The sequence below is a fragment of the Bacillus sp. UNC438CL73TsuS30 genome, from assembly GCF_000482325.1.
Taxonomy (GTDB): domain Bacteria; phylum Bacillota; class Bacilli; order Bacillales; family Cytobacillaceae; genus Neobacillus.
Genome location: NZ_KI535297.1, coordinates 337,123 through 362,461 on the forward strand (window position 1 = coordinate 337,123; position 25,339 = coordinate 362,461).

Annotated in this window: 22 protein-coding genes and 1 pseudogene; 11 read left to right on the forward strand and 12 right to left on the reverse strand. The window is 39.0% G+C overall.

All coding sequences use genetic code 11. The features are described from left to right. Positions 1-145 precede the first annotated feature (145 nt). Both M028_RS31070 and M028_RS0125580 read left to right on the forward strand, forming a co-directional pair. Positions 146-469 (forward strand): hypothetical protein, encoded by a 324-nt coding sequence (locus tag M028_RS31070; protein ID WP_051591245.1) that lies wholly within the window; start codon positions 146-148, stop codon positions 467-469. A gap of 318 nt (positions 470-787) precedes the next feature. Beyond that, positions 788-1,627: a YitT family protein gene (locus tag M028_RS0125580; RefSeq protein WP_026576389.1), complete on the forward strand. Its 840-nt coding sequence runs from the start codon at positions 788-790 to the stop codon at positions 1,625-1,627. 170 nt (positions 1,628-1,797) lie between these two features. On the opposite strand, the gene M028_RS0125585 is transcribed toward M028_RS0125580, so the two are convergent. The 4 genes and pseudogenes from M028_RS0125585 to M028_RS31075 all read right to left on the reverse strand — a co-directional run bounded on the left by M028_RS0125585 (position 1,798) and on the right by M028_RS31075 (position 6,294). Continuing rightward, positions 1,798-3,744 (reverse strand): FtsX-like permease family protein, encoded by a 1,947-nt coding sequence (locus tag M028_RS0125585; RefSeq protein WP_026576390.1) that lies wholly within the window; start codon positions 3,742-3,744, stop codon positions 1,798-1,800. Next, a complete protein-coding gene (locus M028_RS0125590) occupies positions 3,734-4,498 on the reverse strand; it encodes an ABC transporter ATP-binding protein (RefSeq protein WP_026576391.1) in 765 nt (254 codons plus the stop codon). The genes M028_RS0125585 and M028_RS0125590 overlap by 11 nt, the downstream gene beginning before the upstream one ends. A gap of 103 nt (positions 4,499-4,601) precedes the next feature. After that, complete coding sequence (locus tag M028_RS0125595) at positions 4,602-5,606, reverse strand: sensor histidine kinase (protein ID WP_026576392.1); 1,005 nt, start codon at positions 5,604-5,606, stop codon at positions 4,602-4,604. Further along, positions 5,603-6,294 (reverse strand): annotated as a pseudogene (locus tag M028_RS31075) (response regulator). Before M028_RS31075 ends, M028_RS0125595 begins: the two are co-directional and overlap by 4 nt. A gap of 246 nt (positions 6,295-6,540) precedes the next feature. On the opposite strand from M028_RS31075, the gene M028_RS0125605 reads away from it, so the two are divergent. The 5 genes from M028_RS0125605 to xerS all read left to right on the forward strand — a co-directional run bounded on the left by M028_RS0125605 (position 6,541) and on the right by xerS (position 9,639). Further along, complete coding sequence (locus M028_RS0125605) at positions 6,541-6,933, forward strand: helix-turn-helix transcriptional regulator (RefSeq protein WP_231510891.1); 393 nt, start codon at positions 6,541-6,543, stop codon at positions 6,931-6,933. 25 nt (positions 6,934-6,958) lie between these two features. Continuing rightward, positions 6,959-7,105, forward strand: a complete 147-nt coding sequence (locus M028_RS34120) for a hypothetical protein (RefSeq protein ID WP_197031474.1) — start codon at positions 6,959-6,961, stop codon at positions 7,103-7,105. A gap of 267 nt (positions 7,106-7,372) precedes the next feature. Continuing rightward, positions 7,373-8,299, forward strand: coding sequence for an NAD(P)/FAD-dependent oxidoreductase (locus M028_RS0125610; RefSeq protein WP_026576394.1), 927 nt, complete (start codon positions 7,373-7,375; stop codon positions 8,297-8,299). Continuing rightward, positions 8,290-8,460: a hypothetical protein gene (locus tag M028_RS33115; RefSeq protein WP_155925793.1), complete on the forward strand. Its 171-nt coding sequence runs from the start codon at positions 8,290-8,292 to the stop codon at positions 8,458-8,460. Before M028_RS0125610 ends, M028_RS33115 begins: the two co-directional genes overlap by 10 nt. Positions 8,461-8,559: 99 nt before the next feature. Further along, complete coding sequence (xerS, locus tag M028_RS0125620) at positions 8,560-9,639, forward strand: tyrosine recombinase XerS (protein ID WP_026576395.1); 1,080 nt, start codon at positions 8,560-8,562, stop codon at positions 9,637-9,639. A 228-nt stretch (positions 9,640-9,867) separates the two neighbouring features. On the opposite strand, the gene M028_RS0125625 is transcribed toward xerS, so the two are convergent. The 8 genes from M028_RS0125625 to M028_RS0125660 all read right to left on the reverse strand — a co-directional run bounded on the left by M028_RS0125625 (position 9,868) and on the right by M028_RS0125660 (position 22,258). Further along, positions 9,868-11,742: an ABC transporter ATP-binding protein gene (locus M028_RS0125625; RefSeq protein WP_026576396.1), complete on the reverse strand. Its 1,875-nt coding sequence runs from the start codon at positions 11,740-11,742 to the stop codon at positions 9,868-9,870. Further along, positions 11,739-13,466: an ABC transporter ATP-binding protein gene (locus M028_RS0125630; RefSeq protein WP_026576397.1), complete on the reverse strand. Its 1,728-nt coding sequence runs from the start codon at positions 13,464-13,466 to the stop codon at positions 11,739-11,741. Before M028_RS0125630 ends, M028_RS0125625 begins: the two co-directional genes overlap by 4 nt. Before the next feature lie 20 nt (positions 13,467-13,486). Further along, positions 13,487-13,939, reverse strand: a complete 453-nt coding sequence (locus tag M028_RS0125635) for a MarR family winged helix-turn-helix transcriptional regulator (protein ID WP_026576398.1) — start codon at positions 13,937-13,939, stop codon at positions 13,487-13,489. Between the two features lie 195 nt (positions 13,940-14,134). Then, positions 14,135-16,573, reverse strand: coding sequence for a DNA topoisomerase IV subunit A (gene parC, locus M028_RS0125640; protein ID WP_026576399.1), 2,439 nt, complete (start codon positions 16,571-16,573; stop codon positions 14,135-14,137). Continuing rightward, the gene (gene parE, locus M028_RS0125645) at positions 16,560-18,548 is read right to left on the reverse strand and encodes a DNA topoisomerase IV subunit B (RefSeq protein ID WP_026576400.1); all 1,989 of its coding nucleotides are present in this window, start codon (positions 18,546-18,548) and stop codon (positions 16,560-16,562) included. The genes parC and parE overlap by 14 nt, the downstream gene beginning before the upstream one ends. A 302-nt stretch (positions 18,549-18,850) precedes the next feature. After that, on the reverse strand, positions 18,851-19,264 hold the full coding sequence (locus tag M028_RS0125650) for a CoA-binding protein (RefSeq protein WP_026576401.1): 414 nt from the start codon (positions 19,262-19,264) through the stop codon (positions 18,851-18,853). A 68-nt stretch (positions 19,265-19,332) separates the two neighbouring features. Continuing rightward, on the reverse strand, positions 19,333-20,211 hold the full coding sequence (locus M028_RS0125655; RefSeq protein WP_026576402.1) for a sensor histidine kinase: 879 nt from the start codon (positions 20,209-20,211) through the stop codon (positions 19,333-19,335). 307 nt (positions 20,212-20,518) lie between these two features. Further along, positions 20,519-22,258, reverse strand: coding sequence for a glycosyl hydrolase family 18 protein (locus M028_RS0125660; RefSeq protein WP_026576403.1), 1,740 nt, complete (start codon positions 22,256-22,258; stop codon positions 20,519-20,521). A gap of 189 nt (positions 22,259-22,447) precedes the next feature. Here M028_RS0125660 and plsY point away from each other — a divergent pair, with 189 nt between their 5' ends. From plsY to M028_RS0125690, 4 genes are all read left to right on the forward strand, one after another. Continuing rightward, on the forward strand, positions 22,448-23,050 hold the full coding sequence (plsY, locus tag M028_RS0125665; protein WP_026576404.1) for a glycerol-3-phosphate 1-O-acyltransferase PlsY: 603 nt from the start codon (positions 22,448-22,450) through the stop codon (positions 23,048-23,050). A gap of 115 nt (positions 23,051-23,165) precedes the next feature. Continuing rightward, positions 23,166-23,342: a hypothetical protein gene (locus M028_RS33120; protein WP_155925795.1), complete on the forward strand. Its 177-nt coding sequence runs from the start codon at positions 23,166-23,168 to the stop codon at positions 23,340-23,342. 441 nt (positions 23,343-23,783) lie between these two features. After that, on the forward strand, positions 23,784-24,929 hold the full coding sequence (locus M028_RS0125685; protein WP_026576405.1) for a CapA family protein: 1,146 nt from the start codon (positions 23,784-23,786) through the stop codon (positions 24,927-24,929). 94 nt (positions 24,930-25,023) lie between these two features. Continuing rightward, the gene (locus tag M028_RS0125690; RefSeq protein WP_026576406.1) at positions 25,024-25,332 is read left to right on the forward strand and encodes a HesB/YadR/YfhF family protein; all 309 of its coding nucleotides are present in this window, start codon (positions 25,024-25,026) and stop codon (positions 25,330-25,332) included. The last annotated feature ends 7 nt before the right edge of the window (positions 25,333-25,339 follow it).

The window sequence follows — 25,339 nt, forward strand, 5'->3', positions numbered from 1 at the left end:
GGGACAGTGTAATAATACGAGGCATTCGTCTTTCCTGTTAAATCCGCATTTGTCATATATAATTTGATGATTCGGGACAAATACCCAGGAATTTATCCCCAAAAATGCATATGCTCTAATGGAAAAGGAAATGAGGAGGATGAAAATGATTCCTATTTATACAACATATGAAAGAATCGGCTTAGGAGGCCCAGGCTCAGGATTTGGTTTTTCTCCAGGTCTTGGTTTAGGAGGCCCCGGCTCTGGTTTAGGTTTTGGACCAGGACTAGGTTTTGGTGGACCAGGCTTTGGACCAGGTTTTTACCCAGGTATTGGCTTAGGTGGTCCAGGCTCAGGCGTTGGATTCGCCCCTGGAATTGGTTTAGGAGGCCCAGGCTCAGGATTTGGTTATTATCCAGGACTTGGTTTTGGTTACCCACATCATCCGCACCCATACCCATACCCATACCCATATCATCCGTACCATTAACATTATTATAATTTACGGATAAAAGAGTCAAAAAAATACAGCTTCCATGAAACAGGGGGTTCTTTTTAAGGGGTTCCAAATGTTGAAAGGCTAAAAAAAGAACCATTTTGACCACCTTTTACGGTGGCTTTTTTGTTATACAATTGGTATCTAAATTTATGAACAATAAAAGTTTTAAAAAAAGGATTGATATTTTGTAATAAAGTTTGAATAACCTCCTGTATTAAAAAAAAAACAGACTGTTCGATTTAAATATTCCACGATATAATGGTGAGAGTTTGTGCATGAGTAAATATTTTATAAGCAGTGAGGTAGTGTATGAAAAAAAGAACCACAGACATTATTTTTATCATCATTGGTGCATTTATTTTTGCGTTAGGTGTTAATTTATTTGTTATTCCGAACAAGCTTGGTGAAGGAGGAGTAACTGGTATCACGATTATTACCTATTATTTATTTAAGTGGTCACCGGGTTTAGTCAATTTAATTCTGAATGCATTCTTATTAATAATTGGTTTTAAATTTTTGAATAAGGTAACAACGATTTATACGATTATTGCTGTAGTCTTTAACTCGCTTTTTCTTCATCTGACAGAAGGTTGGAATATTGCTTCTGATGAATTGATGGTGAATGCTATATTTGGAGGAATCGTAATTGGGACCGGGATTGGCTTAATTCTTCGTGTTGGCGGAACAACGGCAGGTACTACCATCTTAGCAAAGATAACACATAAATATTTAGGATGGAGTATTAGCTATGGTCTATTGTTTTTCGATTTAATAGTTGTTTTTTCATCTTATTTTGTTATTGGTGCAGAAAAGCTGATGTTGACCATTATTATGCTATATGTAGGAACGAAAGTGATGGAATTTATAATCGAAGGCTTTAATCCGAAGAAGGCCATTACGATTATTTCTGATAAACCGAATGACATTGCCAAACAGGTGACTACAACAATGGATAGAGGGGTAACCGTATACTCGGGTCATGGTTATTACACAAAAACTCCAAAGGAAATTCTTTATATTGTTATTAGTAAGCAAGAAGTAATAAAGTTAAAACGGATTGTTCAATCCACTGATCCGAATGCTTTCATCGCTATACACGATGTTCGTGATGTGTTCGGAGAAGGATTTATTGATATTTCAAAAGCCTAATTAGTGTTGTTTTATAAGTTTTAAGCAGGTCCCTACCCAACTCATGTTAGAGGTACTGGCACAAAAGAAGTTTATCAACTTGATCTAATTTCAAGAGTGGCTCTATGTACACAACTTAAAAAAATATAACAAAGGCTCCAGCATATACAACCATGCTAGAGCCTTTTACGTTATAGGGCTTGTTTAATAACCTTCTTGTAATATTGAACTGACAGCATTCCGAAGATAGAGTACAAAGTGGCATATACAATCATGACTACAATCATCGGTGTCCACAGTTCCGTCCCAAAGAGGAACCAGCCAGATTTGACGGCAAAGTAACTGTGTGATAAGCCGATTATTAAAGGAATCCCAAAACTAAACAGCTGCTTCCCGCGAATGCCTTTCACCAAATCCTCCCGGGTAAACCCGAGTTTCCTTAAGATTGTGTAGCTAGGCATTTCCTCTTCACCTTCGCCCATTTGTTTAAAATACAAAATACAGCCAGAGGTAATCAGGAATGTTAATCCCAAAAAGCTGACGATAAACATGATCAGTCCCATATTTTGTTTCTGAAAGTTGCTCAATTCCAACCGAGAATCCATCGAGTTGTCCTCATTCCCAAACATTTCTTTGAACAGATCATTCGCCTTTGTAACATGCTCTTCATCCTTCAACGTAATCCCAATAAATAAAGAGGATTCCTTTTGGATGGTAGGGTCAAGATTATTTTTTAACTGTTTGAAGACAGAGTCGTTGACAGCCGCCACAGGGAAGCCGCCGCCAGTAAAATATTTCGAAACAATAAATTCTTTTTCTAAGCCTTTATACTGTAAAGAAATGTCCTCGTTTTGTCCATGCAATTTGATTTGCCCTGAATCCTTTAGTGACATAAATGATTGCAGCAAATCATTATAACCGGTAAAGATCGTTTCCTCTGGTGATAGATCCATGTCTATCACAGCCTTGTCACTGACGACCGGGAGAGGTACTCTGCTTGGGTTAATGGTTAATTCCTGCAATCCGGTTTCCATAATGTTCGATAGGTCAGCATTTACCTGAATGACTTCGGCTCTTTTAGCATTAAATGGCAGATGATTTTCTTCTAATGCCTTTTTAAATTGTTCGGCATCCTTCGTTTTGGTGAAGGCAAAATCGGCAGCCACATTATTTTTAGCCATTTTTTCAGCAGAGTAGTAAGAAATATAACTTAATGACAAAAGTCCAATGGCCAAAGCGGAAACAGTAGTGATAATTGTTAATAATAAGGCGTTTGATTTCATCCGAAACATAATGGAAGTGAGTGATAAGACCTCGTTAATGTTTAAATACCCATCTTTCTTTTTCCGGATCAAATGGAAAATAAAACTGACGGAGCCTTTGTAAAACAGATAGGTTCCGATGTTGACAGAACCAAGAATTCCAATCATCGCCATGAATAATTCATTTATCGTGGTAAAATCGCCGCCAAATAATTTTGAAGAAACGTAATAGCCAACCGCTATCAGAATCATACCAATGATTCCGATCAAAATTTCCCAAATCGATAATTTCTTCACTTTTTGTTCAGTCGACGAAGTAATCCTAAATAAAGCCAAAATGGACTGTTTTTTTATGAATATATAATTCATCAACATGATCAACAAATAAATGGTGCCGAACACAATCAGAGTTTGCACAAAAGCCTTGGTTGAAAATCGTAAAACGGCGTCCGCATCCACTTGCGTGACTTGCAACAGAATCATCATGATAAATCGGGAAAATGAATAGCCAAGGAATATTCCTATCACCATGGAGCCGAAATATAGAAAAAAGTTCTCAGTGCTAAGGATGTGGAATATTCGGCTTTTGGTCATCCCAATGAGTTGAAACAGGCCGATTTCCTTGCTGCGCCTCTTAATGAAGATTGTATTCGCGTACAGCAGAAAGATCGCCACAATGGCGACAAGTAGAATGGATGCTGCCCGAATGGAGGCGCCCCCCTTAATGGAGCCCTTTGTCGCGTCCATCGCCGGATCATATTGCAAAGTGACAAAGGCAAAATACAGGGCAACACTAAAGACTAGGGCGAACACATATAGATAGTAGTTTTTTAGATTCTTTTTCAGATTACGGATAATCAAATGATTAATGCTCATTCTGGGTGACCCCTCCCAATACACCTTGTGTTTTCATGATGTCTTTAAAAAATACCTGGCGTGATTGATCACCTTTGTTCAGTTGGGTGTATATTTGACCATCCTTAATAAAAATGACTCGGCTGCTATAGCTGGCAGCCACCGGATCGTGTGTTACCATTACAATCGTGGCGCCGCTGCTGATGTTTAACTGGTTCAGTTTATTTAATAAATCGGAGGCTGACTTGGAATCGAGTGCCCCTGTTGGTTCATCTGCAAAAATAATGCTAGGGTTATGAATAAATGCCCGTGCTGCCGAGGTGCGCTGCTTCTGGCCGCCTGATATTTCATTAGGGTATTTATTGCTGATCTCGGTAATCCCTAGTTGTGATGCCACTTCGTTGAACCTTCGGTCTGCCTCTTGTTTGGAGGCATTGGAAATGGACAAAGGCAATAAGATATTTTCTTTAACCGTCAAGGTATCTAGCAAGTTGTATTCCTGAAAAATAAAGCCTAAATGGTGCTTGCGGAACTCGGCAAGCTGTTTTTCCTTCATACGGGTGATTTCTTTTCCCTGTATCTTAATGATCCCACTGCTCACCCTATCAATTGAAGAAAGGACATTTAGCAGGGTTGTCTTACCGGACCCCGATGCACCCATGATACTCACGAATTCACCTTTTACAATTTTTAAGTCCAATCCTGTCAATACTTCCTGCTTATTAAACTTGTTACCGTAATTTTTTTGAATATTAGTAGCTTCAAGTATTTGCATAACGACACACTCCTTTATTATCCGATAGCTTCATTATAGTAAGCTTAGGTCTGCCGTTCCTTCGATTGGACGAACAAAACAACAAAAGCATATGACATTTTTGTCACATGCCGATAATATGAACAAACTCATTTTTTTGCGGAAAGGTTAAGGTAAATGTCGTTCCTATTCCAAGCTCAGAGTGAACGTTAAACTTGATCAGCAATGGCCGGGCAGCTTTTTGGGCAAGGTATAGTCCCATACCAGATGCCCCACCATCCTGATGGTTGGCTGTAGAGGTAAAGCCTTTATCAAAAATGCGGGTCAGGTCATTTGGAGCGATTCCGCGTCCGAAATCAGTGATTTTAAAGCAGGTTCGTCCACCTTGGACATAACTATTTAAAAGGATGTCAGATGCCTCGCTATATTTCACGGCATTCGTTAACAGCTGTCGGAGTATGAACGCCAGCCATTTGGCATCCGTCAGGATTTCCTCTTCTTCCAGTTCCAGTTCAAAACCAATTCCCTTTTGCATGCACCATGATTGCAAGGTTCTGATTTCGTTAAAAATTAATGGTTTTAGTTTTATGTTTTCAATATACAAATCATTTTCCATAAAGGGGATCCGCTTTTGGTGGAGTTGCTGATCCAGCAGAAGGTGAATGCGCAGCCATTCAAACCGTAAATCCGCTTTCAGTTTTTCATCCTCCATCCGGTCGATGATCAGCTGCATCGCCGTTAACGGTGTCTTTACTTCATGTATCCAAGATAACAGTTGGTCTTTTTCCTGTTCCAATATCGTCCAATTAGCAGCCGCTTCCTGTGTTAAAAAATCAATTTGTTTCGTAAGGCTGTTTTCAATGATTCCTTCAAAAGGACGATAGGCACTAGGTACGCTCTTAGGATCCAGGTTGTTTTCTCTTTCCTCTAAGACTTTATAGAATATCGTTTCCTTCTGATAGCGAATGAACAAGAAAATCACAAAAATAATCAACGAAATAAATACAATATAAAGAAGTGGAAGCAATGGGATCGACGTGTCAAGAAACGCAACAAAAATAACTAAAAATTCCAAGGACAATATCAGGAGAATCCAGCTCCGCCGTTCTATGAGATACTTTTTTATCATAGCCGCTCGGCCTCTTCAACAGCGATGTAACCTTGTCCCACTTTGGTTTCAATGTATTGCCCAAGACTAAGTTCATCGAGTTTTTTCCGCAGGCGGTTGACGTTGACGGTTAAGGTGTTGTCACTGACAAAGCGCTCATCGTCCCATAAGCTTTTGATTAACGCTTCACGGGTGACTATTTTATTTTTCTGCCCAATCAATTCTCTTAATATTAATATCTCATTCTTCGTAAGTTCAATCGAGCCCGCCTCAGTGGTCACTGTATTTTTTGATATTCTACAGCAGCGCCATTCCAAGTTTTGAACAGGACTTGTTCGGTATTGTAATTATAAACGCGCCGTAAAATCGCTTGGATCTTGGCAATCAACACATCAAAATGAAACGGCTTTTGGACAAAGTCATCTGCACCGAGCTGCATGGACATCACCATGTCGGAAGGGTGGTCCCGTGAAGACAGAAAAAGGATCGGCACATTCGAATAGGATCGGATCATCCGGCACCAATGAAAACCATCAAATTTGGGCAGCTGGATATCAATGATCACTAAATCAGGTTTCACAACTGTAAAGTCCTGCATCACATTGCTAAAATTGGTAACGCCAAAAACCTCATACGACCAATCTGTTAATCTTTCTTTTATTTCTTGATAAAGCGTTGCGTCATCCTCAACTAGTAATAATTTAAACACAATGTTCACCACACTTTGTTTTAGTTCCATCTTCAAATTGTATAGCAAATTTTACCTGTGTGCCAGTAGTCCATAAAGAAGAAAGACGATATAGTGTTAGGTAATGGAAGTGAATAATAAATAGTTTATATTGAAATTTAATTTCAATATGTTCTAAATTCACATAGTTTTTTATATATACGCCCGGACAAAGAATCGTTTATAATCCAAGTATCACCACCAATTTGTCAGCAAGGAGGGTTCATTTTGGAGGATAATATAATAAAAGAAAAAGAGGTAAAACCACGGAACAGAGATAACTTCTTAATTAAGCAGCGGGCATTTGTTAAGCTTTATTTGCTATCGTGGATTGAGCAGGGGAGACCATACGGTAAAGAAATGTTGGAGGATTTTTATAAAACGTTTAGGCAATTCAACTATAAGCCCAATCATTCTGAAGTTTACAAAGGATTACACGAGCTGCTGGATAATGGAATTATAACAAGATCCCGGATTATAAAAGAGGGGTCAAAGCGCCAGGAACTTAAGGTATATGAAATTGCCAATATGGATGAAGCTCTACGGTATAAGAAGCAAGTGAAAGAAGATTTAGATCGCAGTATAGGCCTTTTAAATAGGGCAGTTAGAGATAATTTCTAGAAGATTTCGATCAGTTTATTCTCCTTTGCAATTCAATTATAAGCCCAATCATTCTGAAGTTTGCAAAGGATTGCACGAGCAGCTGGATGATGAAATTATAACGAGGTACGGGATTATAAAAGAGGAGTCTAAGCGCCAGGAGATCCCCTTTTTAACTGTCATATGGTCGTGAAGTGATGAATAAGGTTGTGTCTTATCGGGAAGCGTATCAGGGAGGAATATGGATTTCAAACGGCTGTAGGTGATATTTGACTTCTCAAATCTCAAATCTACAATAGAAGAATTCCTACAATTAAAGGAACCCTAAAAAAATTAAATCCATTCTTACTATGTAGAAGGCATTTATTTTTTTGTGAAATCTTTGGGGAAATAAGCAAAGAGGGAGAATTAAGGTTGAAAATTCTTTTTTTGTAAAGGGCCAAAGAAAGGGGATCTACCTGTGAATTATGATTGTATTATAGTAGGTGGCGGTATTGCTGGTCTTCAAGCAGCTATCCAATTGGGCAGATATAAACATAAAGTTCTGGTCATTGATTCAAATTATGGTCGATCAACATTATGTAAGAGTTATCATAATATATTAGGCTGGCCAAATGGTATTAGTGGGCAAGAACTTCGTCAGATTGGAAAAAGGCAAGCAGAAAACCTGGGAGTAGAGTTTATATCCGAAGTAGTTGACAGTGCTGAAAAAATTGGAAAGGGATTTCAGCTCAAGGTAAAAACTGGATTCCAATATGTATCAAAGCGATTGTTATTGGCAACCGGTGTAATGGACAGGATACCTGCATTTCCTGAGCTTCTAAACTGTCTAGGTATAAGCGTTTATGTATGTCCAGATTGTGATGGCTATGAAGTGAAGAATAAAAGTACGATTGTGATTGGCGCGGGAAATGCAGGAGCCAAGATGGCCCTAACCCTCTCTTATTGGACACAAGATCTTATCTATATCAATCACGAACAGACGGAGATATCAGAACACCTATTAAAAGAACTTAAGGCTCATCGGATTCATTATGTTGAAGAAACCATACAAAAGGTCATGGAAGAAAATTCTTATCTACAAGGATTTATCCTGCGAAATGGAGAAAAAATTATGGGTGAACGTGGCTTTATTGCATTCGGGAGGAATGAAGTGAAGTCGAACGTTGCGAAGCAATTAGGGGTAGAGCTTCTTGAAAATCAGCATATAGTTGTCAACCCACGAACCAAAATGACGAATATACCCAATGTATGGGCAGCAGGTGATGTGGTTGCTCATTCTGAACAGGTGACTATTGCTATGGGCGACGGTTCTGCGGCAGCTATTTGGATACATAAGAGTTTAATGGAGAAAGAGAAATTTGAGGATACGAAGAATTGCACTTAACCTATCGGGTGGAAGAGATAAATATTGTGATCGCTGCTGCGGTCATTTTTTCTTGGTCAACAAGCAGGGCAGTATTAATTGAAGAGGGTGTATTTAACAATTTTAGAATAAATAATGAGTTACTAATTAAAAACGTAATTGGTGGGGGTAGTCGGTTATAAGCTAACTATCTCATTTTCACCAAGAATATATTATTACGTAAAATATAAATTTGACGAACTAATGCATATAAGGTAAAATATAGAAGTGAGGTGTTTTTTATGGTAAATCCGGCAAAACAACAAAATTTTCAAAAATTGCAAGCTTTATTGAATGAACTCCCTTGGTACGTTGATGAATATATCAATCATAAGCTTAGAAAACTATCGACCGCATCCTTGTTTAATTACTGTCATGATTATAAGATTTTCTTTAATTGGATGATCAGTGAACAGCTTTGGACCGGCAGCATGAAAGATATCCCGTTAGAACGGCTTGAAAGATTGACAGTTTTGGAAGTTGAAGGATTTTTAAACTTCCTTCATTATCAATTAAATAACAAAGAATTAACGGTTAACCGTAAATTATCAGCTTTAAAATCGCTTTTCAATTATCTTCAAAATATTGCGGAAACACTGGATTTACAAGCCTATATCAACCGAAATGTAATGGCCAAAATTGAATTTAATGAGATTAAAGAAACGATGGAAACGCGGGCAAATAAAATGGAAGGTAAAATTTTGCTTGGTGATGAATATGAGCAGTTTCGGCTGTTTGTTGCTCAAGGTTTTGGCGAATTAAACAAAGATAATAAGAAAATCTACAACTTTTATAAAATGAATCAACAGCGTGATACAGCGATTATTTCATTAATTCTAGGTTCCGGACTCCGTCTTTCTGAGCTGGTTGGATTAGACCTTGATGATATCGACTTTAGCAAGTATTGTGCCCGGGTGATTCGTAAAGGTAATAAGGAACAATTTGTATTTTTTAGTCAGGTTGCGATGGCTGATTTGCAGGAGTATCTTACCATAAGGACTGAAAAGTATCAGGTGGAAAAAACAAATAAGGCTTTGTTTATTTCTGCACCAATGGGTCCAAAAGGAAAATCAAGAAGACTTACCGCGAGGTCGGTTGAAAAACTGGTTGAAAAGTATGCTGCGGCATTTGGGAAACCATCATTATCTGTACATAAGTTGCGGCATTCATTTGCAACCAGATATCATACTGAAATCAATGATGTGCCAAAATTACGCAGACAATTGGGTCATTCATCAATACAAACCACCATGATTTACACTCATATTCGTAATGAGGATTTAAAAAGTGCTGTTGATAAAATGGATATGCCAAGAGATTAGGCTGTTACTAATTGGGTAACAGCCATTTTTAGGTTTTTATAAGTTTACATAATGTAATTATAGTTAATTAATTTTAAAAATAAAACATCGTCTCAATATCTAAGTATACTTAAGAAAATGAGACAGAGAAGAAAAATTTACTTTTTTCGGTTCAAATCTACTATGAACTATCCACGAAAAAATAACAAAAAAAGCGCCTAGATCAACTAAGCGCTCTTGATTCATTTATCACCCTGCCATCGCATTTCCGCCAGCAAACTGACTATTATAAAGTTCTGCATAAAATCCACCTTTTTCAAGCAGTTCAGCGTGATTTCCTTTTTCAATCACTGTACCATGATTCATAACTAAAATCAGATCAGCATCACGAATGGTTGAAAGTCGATGTGCAATAATGAAGCTGGTCCTCCCTTTCATCAATCGATCCATTGCTTTTTGAATTTGTACCTCTGTTCTCGTATCCACAGAACTTGTAGCTTCGTCGAGAATAAGAATGGCCGGATCTGCCAATATCGCACGAGCAATCGTCAATAATTGCTTCTGCCCTTGTGAGATATTAGAGGCTTCTTCATTTAATATCGTATCATAGCCCTCTGGTAAGGTACGGATAAAATGGTCAGCAAAAGCAGCTTCCGATGCCGCGATAATTTCATCCTCTCCTCCTCCCTCTTTCCCATAACCAATATTATCACGAATGGTACTATTAAATAGCCATGTATCCTGCAAAACCATGCCAAACATACTTCTTAAATGCTCCCGCTTTAAGTCGCGAATATCTACACCATCGATTAAAATCCGACCGTTTTGAATCTCGTAGAAACGCATCAATAGATTAATTAACGTCGTTTTACCCGCACCAGTTGGTCCGACAATCGCAACTCTTTGACCTGGTTTTACGTCAATATTCATATCCTCAATTAACGGTTCATTTTCGTTATATCCGAAGGAAACATCATCAAAGATTACTTCCCCTTTTGGTGATGCAATTATTTTTGCATCAACCGCTTCCGGAACCTCTTCCAGTTCATCTAAGATTTCAAAAACACGTTCCGCACTTGCAATTGTAGATTGAATCACGTTTGCTATCATCGCGGTTTGCGTAATGGGCTGAGAAAATTGCCTAGCATATTGAATAAACGCTTGAATATCACCGATTTCAATCGCCTTTTTCGTTACCAATATACCGCCTGCAACAGAAACAAGAACATAGCCAATATTACTAACAAAGGACATTAGTGGCATAATCATACCTGAAACGAATTGAGCCTTCCATCCTGTTTGATAAAGAGTTTCATTGATTTCATCGAATTTTTCAATTGATTTTTTCTCACGTCCAAACACTTTTACAACTTTGTGACCAGTATACATTTCTTCCACATGGCCGTTAAGCTCTCCAAGTGCTTTTTGCTGTCCTTTAAAAAACTTTTGTGATTTTTTTGCTATACCTGCAGTTGCTGCAAAGCTAAGCGGTAATGTCACGACGACAATGAGTGTCATTAATGGGCTAATCGTAAGCATCATGACGATGATACCAATAATGGTAACAACGGATGTGATTAGTTGTGTTAAGCTTTGTTGTAAGGTCGTGCTGATGTTATCGACATCATTAACGGCTCGGCTTAGAATTTCTCCGTGTGTCCTAGCATCAAAGTATTTTAATGGAAGTCGATTGAGTTTTTCCTCCACCTCTTTACGTAAATGGTATACCGTCTTTTGAGCGACACCTGCCATGATATATTGCTGGATATAGGCGAAAATCGCACTTAAAATATATAATCCGATTAAAAGCAAGATGATATTTCCAATATAGTCAAAATCAATTTTGGCTCCAGGAACCCCTCTAAGCTTCATCATCAATCCTTCAAAAAGCCGTGTGGTCGCTTTTCCCATAATCTTTGGACTGACGATCGAAAAAATCGTACTGATGATGGCGGTAATGAGTACAGCTAAAAGTTGGAATTTATGTGGTTTTAGGTAGCTGACTAGTCTTTTTAAGGTTCCTTTAAAATTTTTTGCTTTTTGGACAGGCATCATTCCGCCGCGAAAGCCGAATCCACCACCGCCTGGTCCACCTTGCCTTTGGGAATGAGTCTCTTTGCTCATGCGATTTCCTCCTCAGATAGCTGCGACATTACAATCTCACGATAAACCTCATTTGTTTCTAAAAGTTCGCGGTGTTTTCCAATTCCGGCAATTTCCCCATTATCTAAAACAATGATCTGGTCTGCATCGATTATGGTACTTACTCGTTGTGCAACAATTAATACAGTTGATTCAACTGTCTCTTCTTTTAATGCAGCACGAAGCTTCGCATCTGTTTTAAAATCCAAAGCGGAGAAGCTATCATCGAAAATATAGATTTCTGGTTTTCTAACAAGTGCCCTTGCGATGGATAAACGCTGTTTTTGTCCTCCTGAAACATTTGTTCCCCCTTGGGCAATCACCGAATTGTATCCATCTGGCATGTTTGTAATAAATTCTGTCGCTTGGGCAATTTTTGCTGCGTGCTGCACTTCTTCATCTGTCGCATGTTCATTGCCGAAACGAATATTTTCGGCAATACTTCCAGTAAAAAGAACAGCCATTTGCGGTACAAAACCAATTTTTTCTCTTAACTCTTCTTGTTTCATTTTGCGGACATCAACACCGTCAACAAGGACTCTTCCACTTTCAACATCGTAAAAACGAGGAATCAAGTTAATAAGCGTTGATTTACCCGAGCCTGTTCCACCAATTATGGCAGTCACTTCCCCTGGTCTCATTGAAAAAGAGATATCGGAAATCGCTGGCATTTCAGCTCCAGGGTAACTAAAGGAAACATTTTCGAATTCTACAAGTCCTTTTTTACCATCGGTTGTCGCAGCTTCCGTTGGATCCTTTATATCTGCAATCGTTTCAAGGACCTCATTTATTCTTGCTGCAGAGACAGATGCTCGCGGAACCATGACAAACATCATCGACAGCATGATAAATGAAAACATGATTTGCATAGCATATTGAATAAAAGCCATCATATCCCCGACTTCCATATGACCATTGCTGATCCGAATCCCTCCAAACCATACGATTGCGACGGATGTAAGGTTTAGGACCATCATCATAATGGGCATCATAGCCGCCATGATTTTATTTACTTTAATTGCTGTATTCGTTAAATCAAGGTTTGCCGTATCAAAGCGTTTCTTTTCGTGCGCTACCTTGTTAAAAGAACGAATGACCCGAATTCCAGTTAGATTTTCGCGAAGAACTCGATTCAGCGTATCTAATTTTACCTGCATAGCCTTAAAAAGCGGAATTCCGCTTTTTGCGATGATCACAATAGCAATGATTAAAATAGGTAATGAAACTGCTAGGACTAAGGTTAACTTTGCATCTTTAGATAATGCCATGATTAGTCCGCCAATACACATCATTGGGGCCATAACCATCATTCTAAGGATCATGACGAAAACTTGTTGAACCTGCGTAATATCATTGGTAGTTCTAGTAATCAGTGAGGCGGTACCAATTTTATCAAACTCATGAAGTGAAAAATCTCCTACATGTGCAAATAATTTCCTGCGAAGTGACTTTCCAAATCCAGAGGCTACCTTTGCTGAAAAAAAGCTTGCTGTGACGGAGCATACCATTCCACCTGCTGCTACAAGCAGCATAAATCCGCCTATTTTCCAAATATAATGGGTATCCCCGGTGACCACACCTTTATCCACTATATCTGACATCAAGGTTGGCAAATAAAGCTCAGATAATGATTGCAAAAGGACTAATATAAGTACAGCCAACACAGATAGTCCAAATGGTTTTAAAAATTTCCTTAATTTGATCAAGTTTGGTCACTCCATTTCGGTCAACGATTCAAATGATTGTTAAAGTAAGCCATCACTTTGGAGAGTAATTCCGCCAATTTTTCGCTATCATCCTCCCCCAAATGATCAATTAACCCACTAAAAGTTTCAAAGAAGGCTTTTCTTGCCTCGACCACAGCACTTTCACCATTTGATGTAAGGTTAATTTTAACGGCTCGTCTGTCGTCTGGATCAATCCTTCGTTCAACCAATCCATCCTTTTCTAGTGTATTTATGATTTGTGTGACGGTCGGCGATGTAACGTGTAATTTCTGACTGATTTCTGAAACCTTCATATCTGCCTTTTTGTTGTTCCCTTCACGATAAATGGCCGCTAAGACCTTGAATTCACTTGGGTTGTAACCAGCAATTTTCCGTTCGTGCCAACCGGTCCTTCTGAATTGCATAAATGCTTTTAATAGCTTTTGAGCTGTGGCACCTTCCATGTCTGCCATTTCTTCACCTCATTTTTATTAAGGATACAAATAGTTAGGTTACTTATCTATTAGTAAGCCTAAGTATATTCTCTGGTCATTTATCCGTCAAATTAGAATTTAATTAGAATGCAATGAAGTTTTATGGCTTTTTGTTTTTCCAGAAAAAATAAAAGAGACGGCTATCCATTTTCAGCCGTCTCTTTAATATATTCATTATTCCCCTGTGTTTTCAGGAGCAACTACTTTCCAAATTGAGTTGACCTTACCATTTTCGCCTTCATCAAGGATAAACGACCCATTTGAATAACGGTCACTTGAACGAATCTCTTCTGCGGTGATACTTTCTGTGTGCCCTTTTTCTGTTTGAATAAAAATCTTGTCGTGTTCGTTTGTTGTCACAAAGCCAATGACTCGATGTGGATTTGATTTTAGCTCCCTAAGGATGACAAGGCCTCGCTTAGCCCGCGATGCTTTGTCAAATTCCTTCAATTTCATCTTCTTAACAGATCCACGCTGTGTCACGATGGTGATAGACTTATTACTATTTGGATCTATCACTTTTCCGCCAACAACAAAGTCGTTGTCTTTTAGGTTAATCCCTTTTACACCCGCTGCGCGTGCCCCGACAATACTAATTTCTTCTTCAGCAAACCAAAGAGAATATCCAAGATGGGTGATTAGGAAGACATCGAGCGTACCATCTGTTATATGAACATCAATGACTTGATCTTCCTCTTTTAGATTGATGCCGACTAGCGGCTTGGAGTAGCGCTGTGCTTTGTATGCTTTCAGTTCAGTTTTCTTCACCATACCATTTTTGGTTATAAAGACTAAATACGCATCCGCTTCGAAATCTTTTATTGGTATCGCCTTAATTATTTCTTCATCACGCTCTATTGGGATAATATTGGCGACATGCTGTCCAAGGTCCTTCCAGCGGATATCAGGAAGTTCATGAACAGGGCAGAATAAATAATTTCCCTTATTGGTGAAGAGAAGTAAAACATCTTTTGTGTTCATGTCGAGCTGTGCTAATAAGCGGTCGGTATCCTTCATGGCCAAGTCCTGCCCATTAGATGCAGCATAAGAACGCTGGCTTGTCCGTTTCACATAGCCTTGTTTCGTAACGGTGACAATAACATCTTCGCTAGGAACTATAACCTCCAGATTAATTTTCAACTCTTCAATTTCTGCCTCAATTTTTGATCGGCGGTCATCGGCAAAACGTTTTTTCACGTCTTTTAATTCTTTTTTGATGACAGAAAGGAGTTTTTTCTCGCTTGCCAAAATCGCAGTCCACTCCTCAATTTTCTTCGCTAGCTCTTCTGCTTCGCTTTGGAGTGCTGTAATATCTGTGTTTGTTAAACGATAGAGCTGTAAAGAAACAATGGCTTCTGATTGCGGTTCGGTAAAAGCAAATTTTGCGATTAAGTTATCCTTCGCATCCCGCTTATCCTTTGATGCACGGATGGTGGCAATCACTTCATCGAGAATCGATAAAGCCTTCATTAAGCCTTCAACAATGTGCTGACGCTCCTTCGCCTTATTGAGCTCGAACTCAGTCCGTCTTGTCACCACTTCTTTTTGGTGTTCAATATAGGCATCAAGCATCTCACGAAGACCCATTTGTTTCGGCCGCTTATTATAAATCGCAACCATGTTAAAGTTATAGGTAACTTGCAAATCACTATTTTTATATAAGTAGTTTAATACGCCCTCCGCGTCTGCATCCTTTTTTAATTCAATGACAATTCTTAGTCCGGTACGGTCTGTTTCATCCCGGACCTCGGAAATTCCTTCAACTTTTCGGTCCAATCGAAACTCATCAATTTTTTTCACGAGATTTGCTTTATTGACTTCATACGGAATTTCCGTAATAACAATTTGCTGCTTGCCGCCACGGATCTCCTCAATCTCAGCTTTACTTCGGACAATGATTTTCCCTTTACCAGTTTCATAGGCTTTTTTAATACCGTCAATCCCTTGAATAATCCCACCAGTTGGAAAATCAGGACCCTTAATGACGGTCATCAAATCCTCAACCGTTACGTCCGGCTGATCCATTTTCATCATAACACCATCGATGACTTCTCCAAGATGGTGTGGCGGTATTTCCGTTGCATACCCTGCAGAAATACCAGTTGACCCGTTTACGAGAAGGTTTGGAAACATGGCAGGTAATACGGTTGGTTCTTTTGAGGTATCATCAAAGTTTGGAATAAACTCAACGGTGTGTTTTTCGATATCCCGCAAGAGTTCCGCTGCTATGGCTGACAATCTTGCTTCGGTATAACGCATCGCTGCAGGAGGGTCGCCGTCGACGCTTCCGTTATTTCCATGCATTTCGACTAGGACATTGCGAACCTTCCAGTCCTGACTCATTCGCACCATCGCTTCGTAAACAGAAGAATCACCGTGTGGGTGATAGTTACCGATAACGTTACCGACTGTTTTCGCCGATTTACGGAAACCTTTATCGTGTGTATTTCCTTCTACATGCATGGCATAAAGAATTCTTCGTTGAACCGGTTTTAAACCATCACGTGCGTCCGGCAGGGCACGCTCTTGAATAATGTACTTACTATATCTGCCAAAACGATCACCAAGTACATCTTCTAAAGGTAAGTCACGAAATTTTTCAATTGAGCTCATCTTCAGATTCCCCCTCAGCGACCATGATGTTTTCATTCTCTAGTATCGTGTCTTGTTCATCTAAGGTAAACGCGACATTGCTTTCAATCCATTTTCGTCGGGGTTCTACCTTATCACCCATAAGTGTGGTCACACGGCGCTCAGCCCTCGCCAGATCGTCAATTTTCACTCGGATTAATGTTCGGGTCTCCGGGTCCATCGTTGTTTCCCAAAGCTGGTCTGCATTCATTTCACCAAGACCTTTATAGCGCTGGATAATATAGCCGCGACCCACTTTTTTAATGGCTGTTTGTAGTTCATCCTCATTCCAGGCATATTCGATTACTTCTTTTTTTCCAGTCCCTCTGCTCACTTTATATAATGGAGGAAGGGCAATAAACACTTTACCCGCCTCTAGAAGCGGCTTCATATAACGATAAAAGAAGGTCAGTAAAAGTACCTGAATATGCGCCCCGTCCGTATCGGCATCTGTCATGATGACGATTTTATCGTAGTTAATATCCTCTACGTTAAAATCAGCGCCTACACCGCCGCCAACCGCATGGATAATGGTATTGATTTCCTCATTTTTAAAAATATCGGCTAGTTTTGCCTTTTCGGTATTGATGACTTTACCGCGTAAAGGAAGTACTGCTTGGAAACGGCGGTCACGTCCTTGTTTGGCGGAACCGCCAGCAGAGTCACCCTCGACCAAATAAAGCTCATTTCTTTGGGGATTCCGTGATTGTGCAGGAGTAAGTTTACCTGAAAGCATGGCATCTGAGCGCTTACGCTTTTTCCCGCTTCTGGCATCTTCCCGGGCTTTCCTCGCTGCTTCCCGAGCCTGAAAGGCTTTAATTGATTTCTTAATAAGCAATGAGCTAATATCAGGATTTTCTTCGAGAAAATAAGAAAGATGTTCTGAAACAACACCATCAACTGCGGACCTTGCTTCACTCGTCCCCAATTTTCCTTTTGTTTGTCCTTCAAACTGCAAAAGTTCCTCTGGAATGCGAACCGAGATAATCGCAGAAAGACCCTCACGAATATCAGCACCGTCAAGATTTTTGTCCTTTTCCTTCAAAAGTGCAACCTTTCGGGCATAATCATTGAACACCCGGGTCATTGCCGTCTTTGACCCTGCTTCATGGGTTCCGCCATCTTTTGTTCGAACGTTATTGACAAACGAAAGGACGTTTTCTGAGTACCCATCGTTAAATTGAAAGGCAAATTCAACTTCAATCCCGTTTTGGGCACCTTCAAAGCTGACGACAGGATGCAGTACATCCTTTTCCTCGTTTAAATATTCAACAAACGCTTCAATTCCATTTTCGTAATGAAATATTTCGTGGACATCATGGCGTTCATCATGAATTTCTATTTTTAAACCTTTTAAAAGAAAGGCTGATTCTCTTAACCTCTCACATAATATTTCAAAATTATAAGTAGTAGTCGAAAAGATAGTTGGATCCGGCTTAAAGTGAATGGTCGTACCCGTCTGATTGGTTTTACCGATTTTCTCAAGCGTGGTAACCGGCTTTCCCCCATGTTCAAAACGCTGTTCATAAACAAAACCGTCACGCTTGATCGTTACGGTTAACCATTCTGACAAAGCGTTTACGACGGAAGCGCCTACTCCGTGCAGCCCGCCGCTCGTTTTATAACCGCCTTGACCGAATTTTCCTCCGGCATGCAGGACCGTTAAGATCACCTCAGGTGTTGGTTTCCCCATTTTATGCATTCCTGTTGGCATCCCGCGTCCTTTATCTACAACACTGATGGAATTATCTTTGTGTATTTTAACGATGATTTGATCACCAAAGCCGCCAAGCGCTTCATCGACGGAGTTATCGACAATTTCATAAACGAGATGGTGCAGACCTCGGGAATCCGTACTGCCGATATACATACCGGGACGTTTCCGGACAGCCTCCAAACCTTCTAGCACTTGTATGGCATCATCATTATAATCAAAAGCTTGCTGAGTTCTTGCCACTAAAATACCCCTTTCATCCCTTACAAAAGAAAACATAATTCTGTTTGCATATCTAATTAGTAAATGAATCATTCGTTTAAAAGAATTAAAAATCCTTTAAAAATTTTAAAATAGAACGAATGTTTGCCGACTTTATTTTATCATATTTCTTGCGGCGTCTATGCTTAATTGTAGCGATTTATTTCGATTTGGCAAATACGTTCTCTAAAAGAACATTATTTTATCATTCATATTTGACAATTTCCTTGGAAAATAAAAACAAAAAAACTGCTGTTTTTTAGCAGTTTTTAAAGTTATCTTTTTTATTTTGTTAACGCATGCTCCACCTTAATACAGCGGTCCATGATGACGGTATAACCATTTTTCTTTAAAAATTGATAGGCTTCTTCATTTAGGCATCCCTGTTGTGCCCAAAAGATATCGCTGTCAATTTCGTCAAATTCCTTCGCAACCTCTAATAATTGCTCAGAACGACGGAAGACATTGACAATATCAACATGTCCTTCGATATCCTTTAAGGAAGCTACCGCTTTTACACCAAGCGCTTCATCAATTGTTGGATTGACAGGAATGATCTCATACCCCGCCTTTTGCATCGCTTCGGATACCATGTAAGAGGTGCGATCTGGATTATTACTTAATCCAACCACTGCAATTCTTTTTGCTTTTTTTAATATCGCGCCTAATTCTGCGCGACTTGGATTTTCAATTGCCATTCATACCACTTCCTTCAACCTTTTCCTCCATTTTACCTCTTTCCCAAGCAAAATCCAAAAAACAATGCTTATTTTTTCGTGTGTGTCTTGCATTTTGTGAGTTTTTCATATTGAGAATCACTTGAACGTATTCCTGAAGTGATTTTTGGAATGGAGAGGCGATATCGGGTTCCTTCACCGAAAGTGTCAGCAGTAATCGAACCATTCATGTTTTCAAGAATGACCTTGGTAATGTATAAGCCGAGTTTCGTGTCCTCGGACCAACTGGAATCACCTGCATCAAACATTTTTGATACGAGTTCTGGTTCTGGTCCACCGGCATTATCCATGATTTCGGTGACAAGATGGTTGGAGGTTTCATTGATCGTGATAAATAATTTTCGATCTTTTATTTCTTTATTTACAAATGTATCTCTTATATGGGTTAACAGATTGAGGACCACTTGGCTAAATTCGTTAGAATATCCATAGGCCTTTTGCTGCTCCCGATACTCAAAGTAAACACGAATCTCGTGTTTTTTTAGAAAAAAGGAGAATATGGACAATGCTGCTTCAATCGATTCTGCTAGTGAAAACGCACATTTTTCTTTACTTGGACGATAAAAATTTCGAAAATCTTGAATCGTGCCGGCTAGAAAATCAATTAAGATCATACTCTCATTTGTAAATTGATCCATGTATTGGTCGTTCATTTCCCCAAATCTTTGTGCATCTCTTATGTCTTGGATTAAAAGTGACAAGTGGTTAAGGGGCTGGCGCCATTGATGCCCAATGCTTGCAATGATTTCGCCCATCGCTGCAAGTTTTGCTTGTTGAATCAGCATTTGGTCCTTTTGTCTGTTTTTTGTAAGCTCATCCTGAATTCGGTTTTCTAACATTTGAATCATTGCCTCATACTTTTCGGTTCGTTCTTGATAGGCATCATCACGATTCTCTTGGTTTTTCATAAACTACCACCGCTTTCATTGGTTGTTGATTATATGCAACAAACCGACCATTCCTTAAGTCGAATTGGCCGGCTCTACTCTTTGATTTTTCCTTTTAATGGTTACTTAAATTATATTTTGGGATGTTGTTGCAAGCAATAAAGAATCAAATCTTTTGAAAAATCTCCATATTTTCGTAATGAATTTGCCTTTATTTGTTCTTTTTTAGCCTAGTTGAGGTTGATTTCCGCTCCAGGCACTTCGCTCCAATCGTCATTGGTCTTTAACACAGCCTTAATATAAAAAAATAACCAGCGGATAGTGCCGGTTATTTTTTGGTGATGGATTTATTTGTGTTCATGTTTAAGGCGACCCATGCATCTTTGGCTGCAAAGAATCTTGACCAGCTGGCGACACCTGCTAGGTCATATTTGGCTGCTAGGTCAGCCCGTTTTTTTAATGAAAGTTCATCTTCAATCCAAATTTTATACCTTATTTTCTCTTTCGCATCGTAGTATTCGGCATAGTTTTGACCGCTTTCCTCATCATATTTAGGCTTCAATTTCTTTTCCTTCAGCCATGACTTTACACGGTCCATTGTTAGTGTCTTTGCAGAAATCTTCTCAGTTCCATCCTTTTGCGTTTCAATCAGCCATAGCCTAGCATATAAAGGCAAACCGAGAATCAACTGTTCATTCGGAACCTCAGTTAACAATGTCTGCAAATTCTTTTCAACCCACGGCAAACTGGCAACACTGCCTGCCCCCGAAGCTGCTCCCCAATGTTCGTCATAGGCCATGACAATCAAATAATCAGCTATTTTGGAAAGCTTTTTTCGTTCATAAAAGGAGGACCAGTTGTTATTAACGCCTGCTGAGAAGGTAATATCCATAGAAACGATCAGCCCTGCTTCATGCAAATAGGGAGCGGCTTCACGAATCAATTGCGTGACCAATGGTCCATCTTCGCTATTAACATTTTCAATATCAAAATTGATTCCCTGCAGCTTGTACATTTTACTGAATAGCAGCAGTTGGCGGATGATTTTTTGACGAGTTTCATAGTTTTTTAGTGCATCATGGGTTAGTTTCGGGTCAAAGCCATTAGAAAACAATCCCCAAACCTGATAACCTCTTGATTTTGCCCATTTACTGTAAGCAAGGGAGGCAAGATTTTTAATCGAACCATCTTTGTCTTCAAGTGAAAACCATGTGGGTGAAACGACATTCACCCCTGCCATATCGGGAATATGCGAAGGGTTAGGGTTTTTTGTATAGACTGCTTCCCATGTTAATTGAACCGGCCCGTTTATTTTCTTAGGAGGTACCTGTTTACTTTCCCGATTAATTCTAATGGTTACCGTTTCCTGTTTATGGACAAAGTCTTTTTTGATATAGCCACTAATACCAGATTGGCTGCGAACGAGATAATAACCTTCTCTCTCTCCCTCTATCCAAACAGGTTCCTGCTTTTTCATTTGTACAGTATAGGGTGCCTTTAGTGTCGGTTTTGTTCTAAGTCTTAGTTTTTCCTCGTTGGTATCGTCGGATGAGAGTTGACCTTTTACCAGTTTCTCATCATCCCTTTGAATCCAGATAGCGCCACTATCTTGCAGTTTTCGATATTGGATCGGATACAAAGATAAGATAGGATCAAGAGCAACGAAAATTTCTCCATTATCTGTTTTAATCGGTGACATTTGCAGCTTAACCGGTTTCTGATTTACGAAATAGGTTAGGGAGCCTGTAGGCATTTGTATGACTTTATCTGCCGTTGTAATAATAACCGAATGCGACTTTTCATCGTAGACAATGCTTTTATCGATATTTTCCTGTAATAAGGAAAGTGGAATGTAAAAAGTGGTTCCCTCAAGTAAGGCATTTCCCTCCTGCTGTTTATTAAATAGAATTGGATAGGTACCATGAAAATAGGCTGTTTTTTCTTTCGATGCGAAAGGATAAAGGATTAAGAGAATCGAAGAAATAATCAGCAAAATGGCGATAAACAATCCACCCATCATCCATTTTGGTGATAATTTTTGATTCTTATAGTATTCAACGCGTGCCATGTTTCTTTTTCCCCCTTATGACTATCGTAAAGTATCGAATTGAAATTGAGAAGGTACTTTTTCCTTTTTCTGATAGAACTTTATCGGAAATCTAGATTTTCGCTCTTAAAATAAAGGAAGGATGGCGTTTTTGTAAATCCATGATAAAATAAATACACTGGATCTATTTGTAGAAGGAGATAAAAGTAAATGGTTCAAATTATTTTGTGCATGATCCTTGCTTATTTGCTGGGCTCGATTCCATCTGGGTTAATCATCGGAAAAGTATTCTATAAGACAGATATTCGTGAGCACGGCAGCGGTAATTTAGGTGGAACGAATACCTTTCGAACGCTAGGTGTAAAAGCTGGACTCGCTGTGACACTTGCAGATATATTAAAAGGGACTCTAGCGGCCTATCTGCCACATATTTTTCATCTGGATTTAAACGAATTAATCTTTGGGATTTTTGCGATTATCGGACATACCTATCCAATTTTTGCGGGTTTTCGCGGCGGAAAAGCGGTGGCCACATCAGGTGGTGTCCTGTTGTGCTACGCTCCCTTTCTATTTTTAACTGTCTTGGTCGTATTTTTTATTAGTTTGTTTATCACAAAATATGTTTCTCTTTCATCGATGATTGCTGGTGTGTTTGCCGTGATTTATGCAATTTTCCTTATGGATAGGGATATCCCTTTAATCATTGTCGTCTTCTTTATGGCTTCCTTTGTGGTTTATCGGCATCGGGCAAATATTAAACGGATTATCAATAAAACAGAGCCAAAAGTGAAATGGCTGTCTCGAAATCATTAAACAAGAGCACAAAGCTCTTGTTTTTTTCATTAAATCTTCAAATTAACTGCCATAAAAATGATAGAAACTACGATAAAATAGGTGTAGAGGCTACCATAGTATGGAGGGGATTTTTATGCAGAGTGTGAAAGAACTAATTATTTTTTCAACAACGATTTCTGAAAGTACAGACCCAAACGAGTTTTTAATTCAATTTTCCTCCTGTGAATCTTGTAATGAGCATGAAAAGCCAATTAAGCTGACAAAAAACTTTGATGAATTAATTGATTTTCTTGAAGAACTGGAACAATGAAAAAAGTGGAGCGTTTATGCTCCACTTTAAATTTTTAATAGTTGAAAATGGTTTTTTCCAAGTACATCTTTGACATAATCAAGCTTTGTATGATCAAAGTAGACATAATCTTTTTCATGAATAAGGATTTTTAAGTCGTCAAACGTAAACAATTGGTCACCTTGTATTTTCCGCTCTTCCAGAGACAGATTAAGCTTAGGACCCCCTCAGCCAATTCCCATCGTTAAGCGAACGAATAACTCCTCATCAGGCGACTGTTTTTCGGACTCTACAATCTCCAGTAAAACTTGCCCGGCACTGCCAGTGATTTTAAACATCTTCACAACTCCTAAGTTTTTATTTAATAATTCGACAAAAACCCGTAAAATAATACATATATATTATCGCATTCAGTATACTTTTAAAACGAATATGCTTAATTTCGCATAGTTAGGAGCAAGTATGAAAAAGAAAACGCCTGTTTTATCCCTTTTTATTATTTTGTTCTGCATAATCATTGCCGCCGTTCTTGTGATTCAGCAACGCGAGAATCAAAATGCTGAGGTGAAGGTTCATCTAACAAACCTTAATTCACTCCGATCTCAGCCTGTATTGGGGCGTAGTGTAAGTCAGAAAATAACCATCGGGGCTATTGGCGATATACTGATGCACGATCGAGTCTATCAGTATGCGTACAATGGTCACCGATACGATTTTGACCCGCTATTTTCAGATGTGAAAAGTTTACTTAAAAGGCCTGATATTTTAACAGCTAATCAAGAAAGTACATTGGGCGGGCTAAAACTCGGACTCTCAAGCTACCCAACATTTAATAGTCCACATGAGGTTGCCGATGCGCTAGTACATACTGGTGTTGATATTGTTTCCACTGCGAATAATCATTCCTTAGATAAGGGTGAAAGAGGAATAGACTCCGAAGCGAAATATTTAAACAGTATTGGTCTGCCGCATGTAGGAAGCTTTATTGATGAAGAGGACCGCAAAAAATTAAGAATTCTTGATAAAGATGGAATCAAAATTGCCTTTCTAGCTTATACGTACGGGACCAACGGGATTCCTGTACCGGATGATAGGGATTTTCTCGTGAATCTTATTAATCGCGATCTCATGAAAGACGAAATCCATAGGGCCAAAAAGGTAGCCGATGTTGTAGTCATGAGCATTCATTGGGGAAATGAATATCAACGCTTTCCTACTGACGAGCAAAAGAATTTAGCTCAATTTCTGGCAGACGAAGGTGCAGACATCATTTTCGGTTCCCATCCACATGTCTTGCAGCCAATGGATTGGATTAAAACAAAGGACGGGCGGAAGGCATTTGTCGTTTACTCATTAGGTAATTTTATTTCCGGCCAGTCCAAAGATTACAAAGACATCGGCGGTTTAGCCACCATTGATATTTCTAAGCAGGTTTCGGAAAAAGGATCTTCCATCACTTTGTCGAATCCACAATTTTACCCAACCTTTGTATCAAAAAAGAAACATTATAAAGTTTATCCAATGGAAAAAGCCGGCCCTTATGGTCTCTCCAATCCCGAAGCAAAATATAAAGAAATCCAAAATCATATGTTTCAATGGCTCCGTTAATTCGGAGTCTTTTATTTTTTACGAAGGTATTTTACTCGATTTCTGTGAAGAATAGCAATATAATGTGTGGTATGGATTTAGAAAGGAGTTTCACATGAACATTCAAATTAGCAAGGAAGCGGCGGCTTGGTATAAAGAGGAACTCGGCTTAGCAAATGGTGATTATCTACGGTTTTTTGCTCGGTATGGTGGATGCAGCAACGTACAAAGCGGTTTCTCATTAGGAGTTTCCAGTGAAGACCCGATAAATTTAGCTGTAAAAAAAGAGGCTGAAGGGATTATCTTTTATATTGAAGAAAAAGATGAATGGTATTTCGATGAGCATGACCTAGTGATCGAACTACCAGCCGATTCTGATGAGCCTGTAATTGAGTATAAAAAACAAAGCACACCTGAGATGTAATACCAGG

Coding starts and splice junctions, on each gene's coding strand:
- M028_RS31070 (WP_051591245.1), top strand. CDS start 146: ATGATTCCTATTTATACAACATATGAAAGAATCGGCTTAGGAGGCCCA.
- M028_RS0125580 (WP_026576389.1), top strand. CDS start 788: ATGAAAAAAAGAACCACAGACATTATTTTTATCATCATTGGTGCATTT.
- M028_RS0125585 (WP_026576390.1), bottom strand. CDS start 3,744: ATGAGCATTAATCATTTGATTATCCGTAATCTGAAAAAGAATCTAAAA.
- M028_RS0125590 (WP_026576391.1), bottom strand. CDS start 4,498: ATGCAAATACTTGAAGCTACTAATATTCAAAAAAATTACGGTAACAAG.
- M028_RS0125595 (WP_026576392.1), bottom strand. CDS start 5,606: ATGATAAAAAAGTATCTCATAGAACGGCGGAGCTGGATTCTCCTGATA.
- xerS (WP_026576395.1), top strand. CDS start 8,560: ATGGTAAATCCGGCAAAACAACAAAATTTTCAAAAATTGCAAGCTTTA.
- M028_RS0125625 (WP_026576396.1), bottom strand. CDS start 11,742: ATGAGCAAAGAGACTCATTCCCAAAGGCAAGGTGGACCAGGCGGTGGT.
- M028_RS0125635 (WP_026576398.1), bottom strand. CDS start 13,939: ATGGCAGACATGGAAGGTGCCACAGCTCAAAAGCTATTAAAAGCATTT.
- parC (WP_026576399.1), bottom strand. CDS start 16,573: ATGAGCTCAATTGAAAAATTTCGTGACTTACCTTTAGAAGATGTACTT.
- M028_RS0125650 (WP_026576401.1), bottom strand. CDS start 19,264: ATGGCAATTGAAAATCCAAGTCGCGCAGAATTAGGCGCGATATTAAAA.
- M028_RS0125655 (WP_026576402.1), bottom strand. CDS start 20,211: ATGAAAAACCAAGAGAATCGTGATGATGCCTATCAAGAACGAACCGAA.
- M028_RS0125660 (WP_026576403.1), bottom strand. CDS start 22,258: ATGGCACGCGTTGAATACTATAAGAATCAAAAATTATCACCAAAATGG.
- plsY (WP_026576404.1), top strand. CDS start 22,448: ATGGTTCAAATTATTTTGTGCATGATCCTTGCTTATTTGCTGGGCTCG.
- M028_RS33120 (WP_155925795.1), top strand. CDS start 23,166: ATGCAGAGTGTGAAAGAACTAATTATTTTTTCAACAACGATTTCTGAA.
- M028_RS0125685 (WP_026576405.1), top strand. CDS start 23,784: ATGAAAAAGAAAACGCCTGTTTTATCCCTTTTTATTATTTTGTTCTGC.
- M028_RS0125690 (WP_026576406.1), top strand. CDS start 25,024: ATGAACATTCAAATTAGCAAGGAAGCGGCGGCTTGGTATAAAGAGGAA.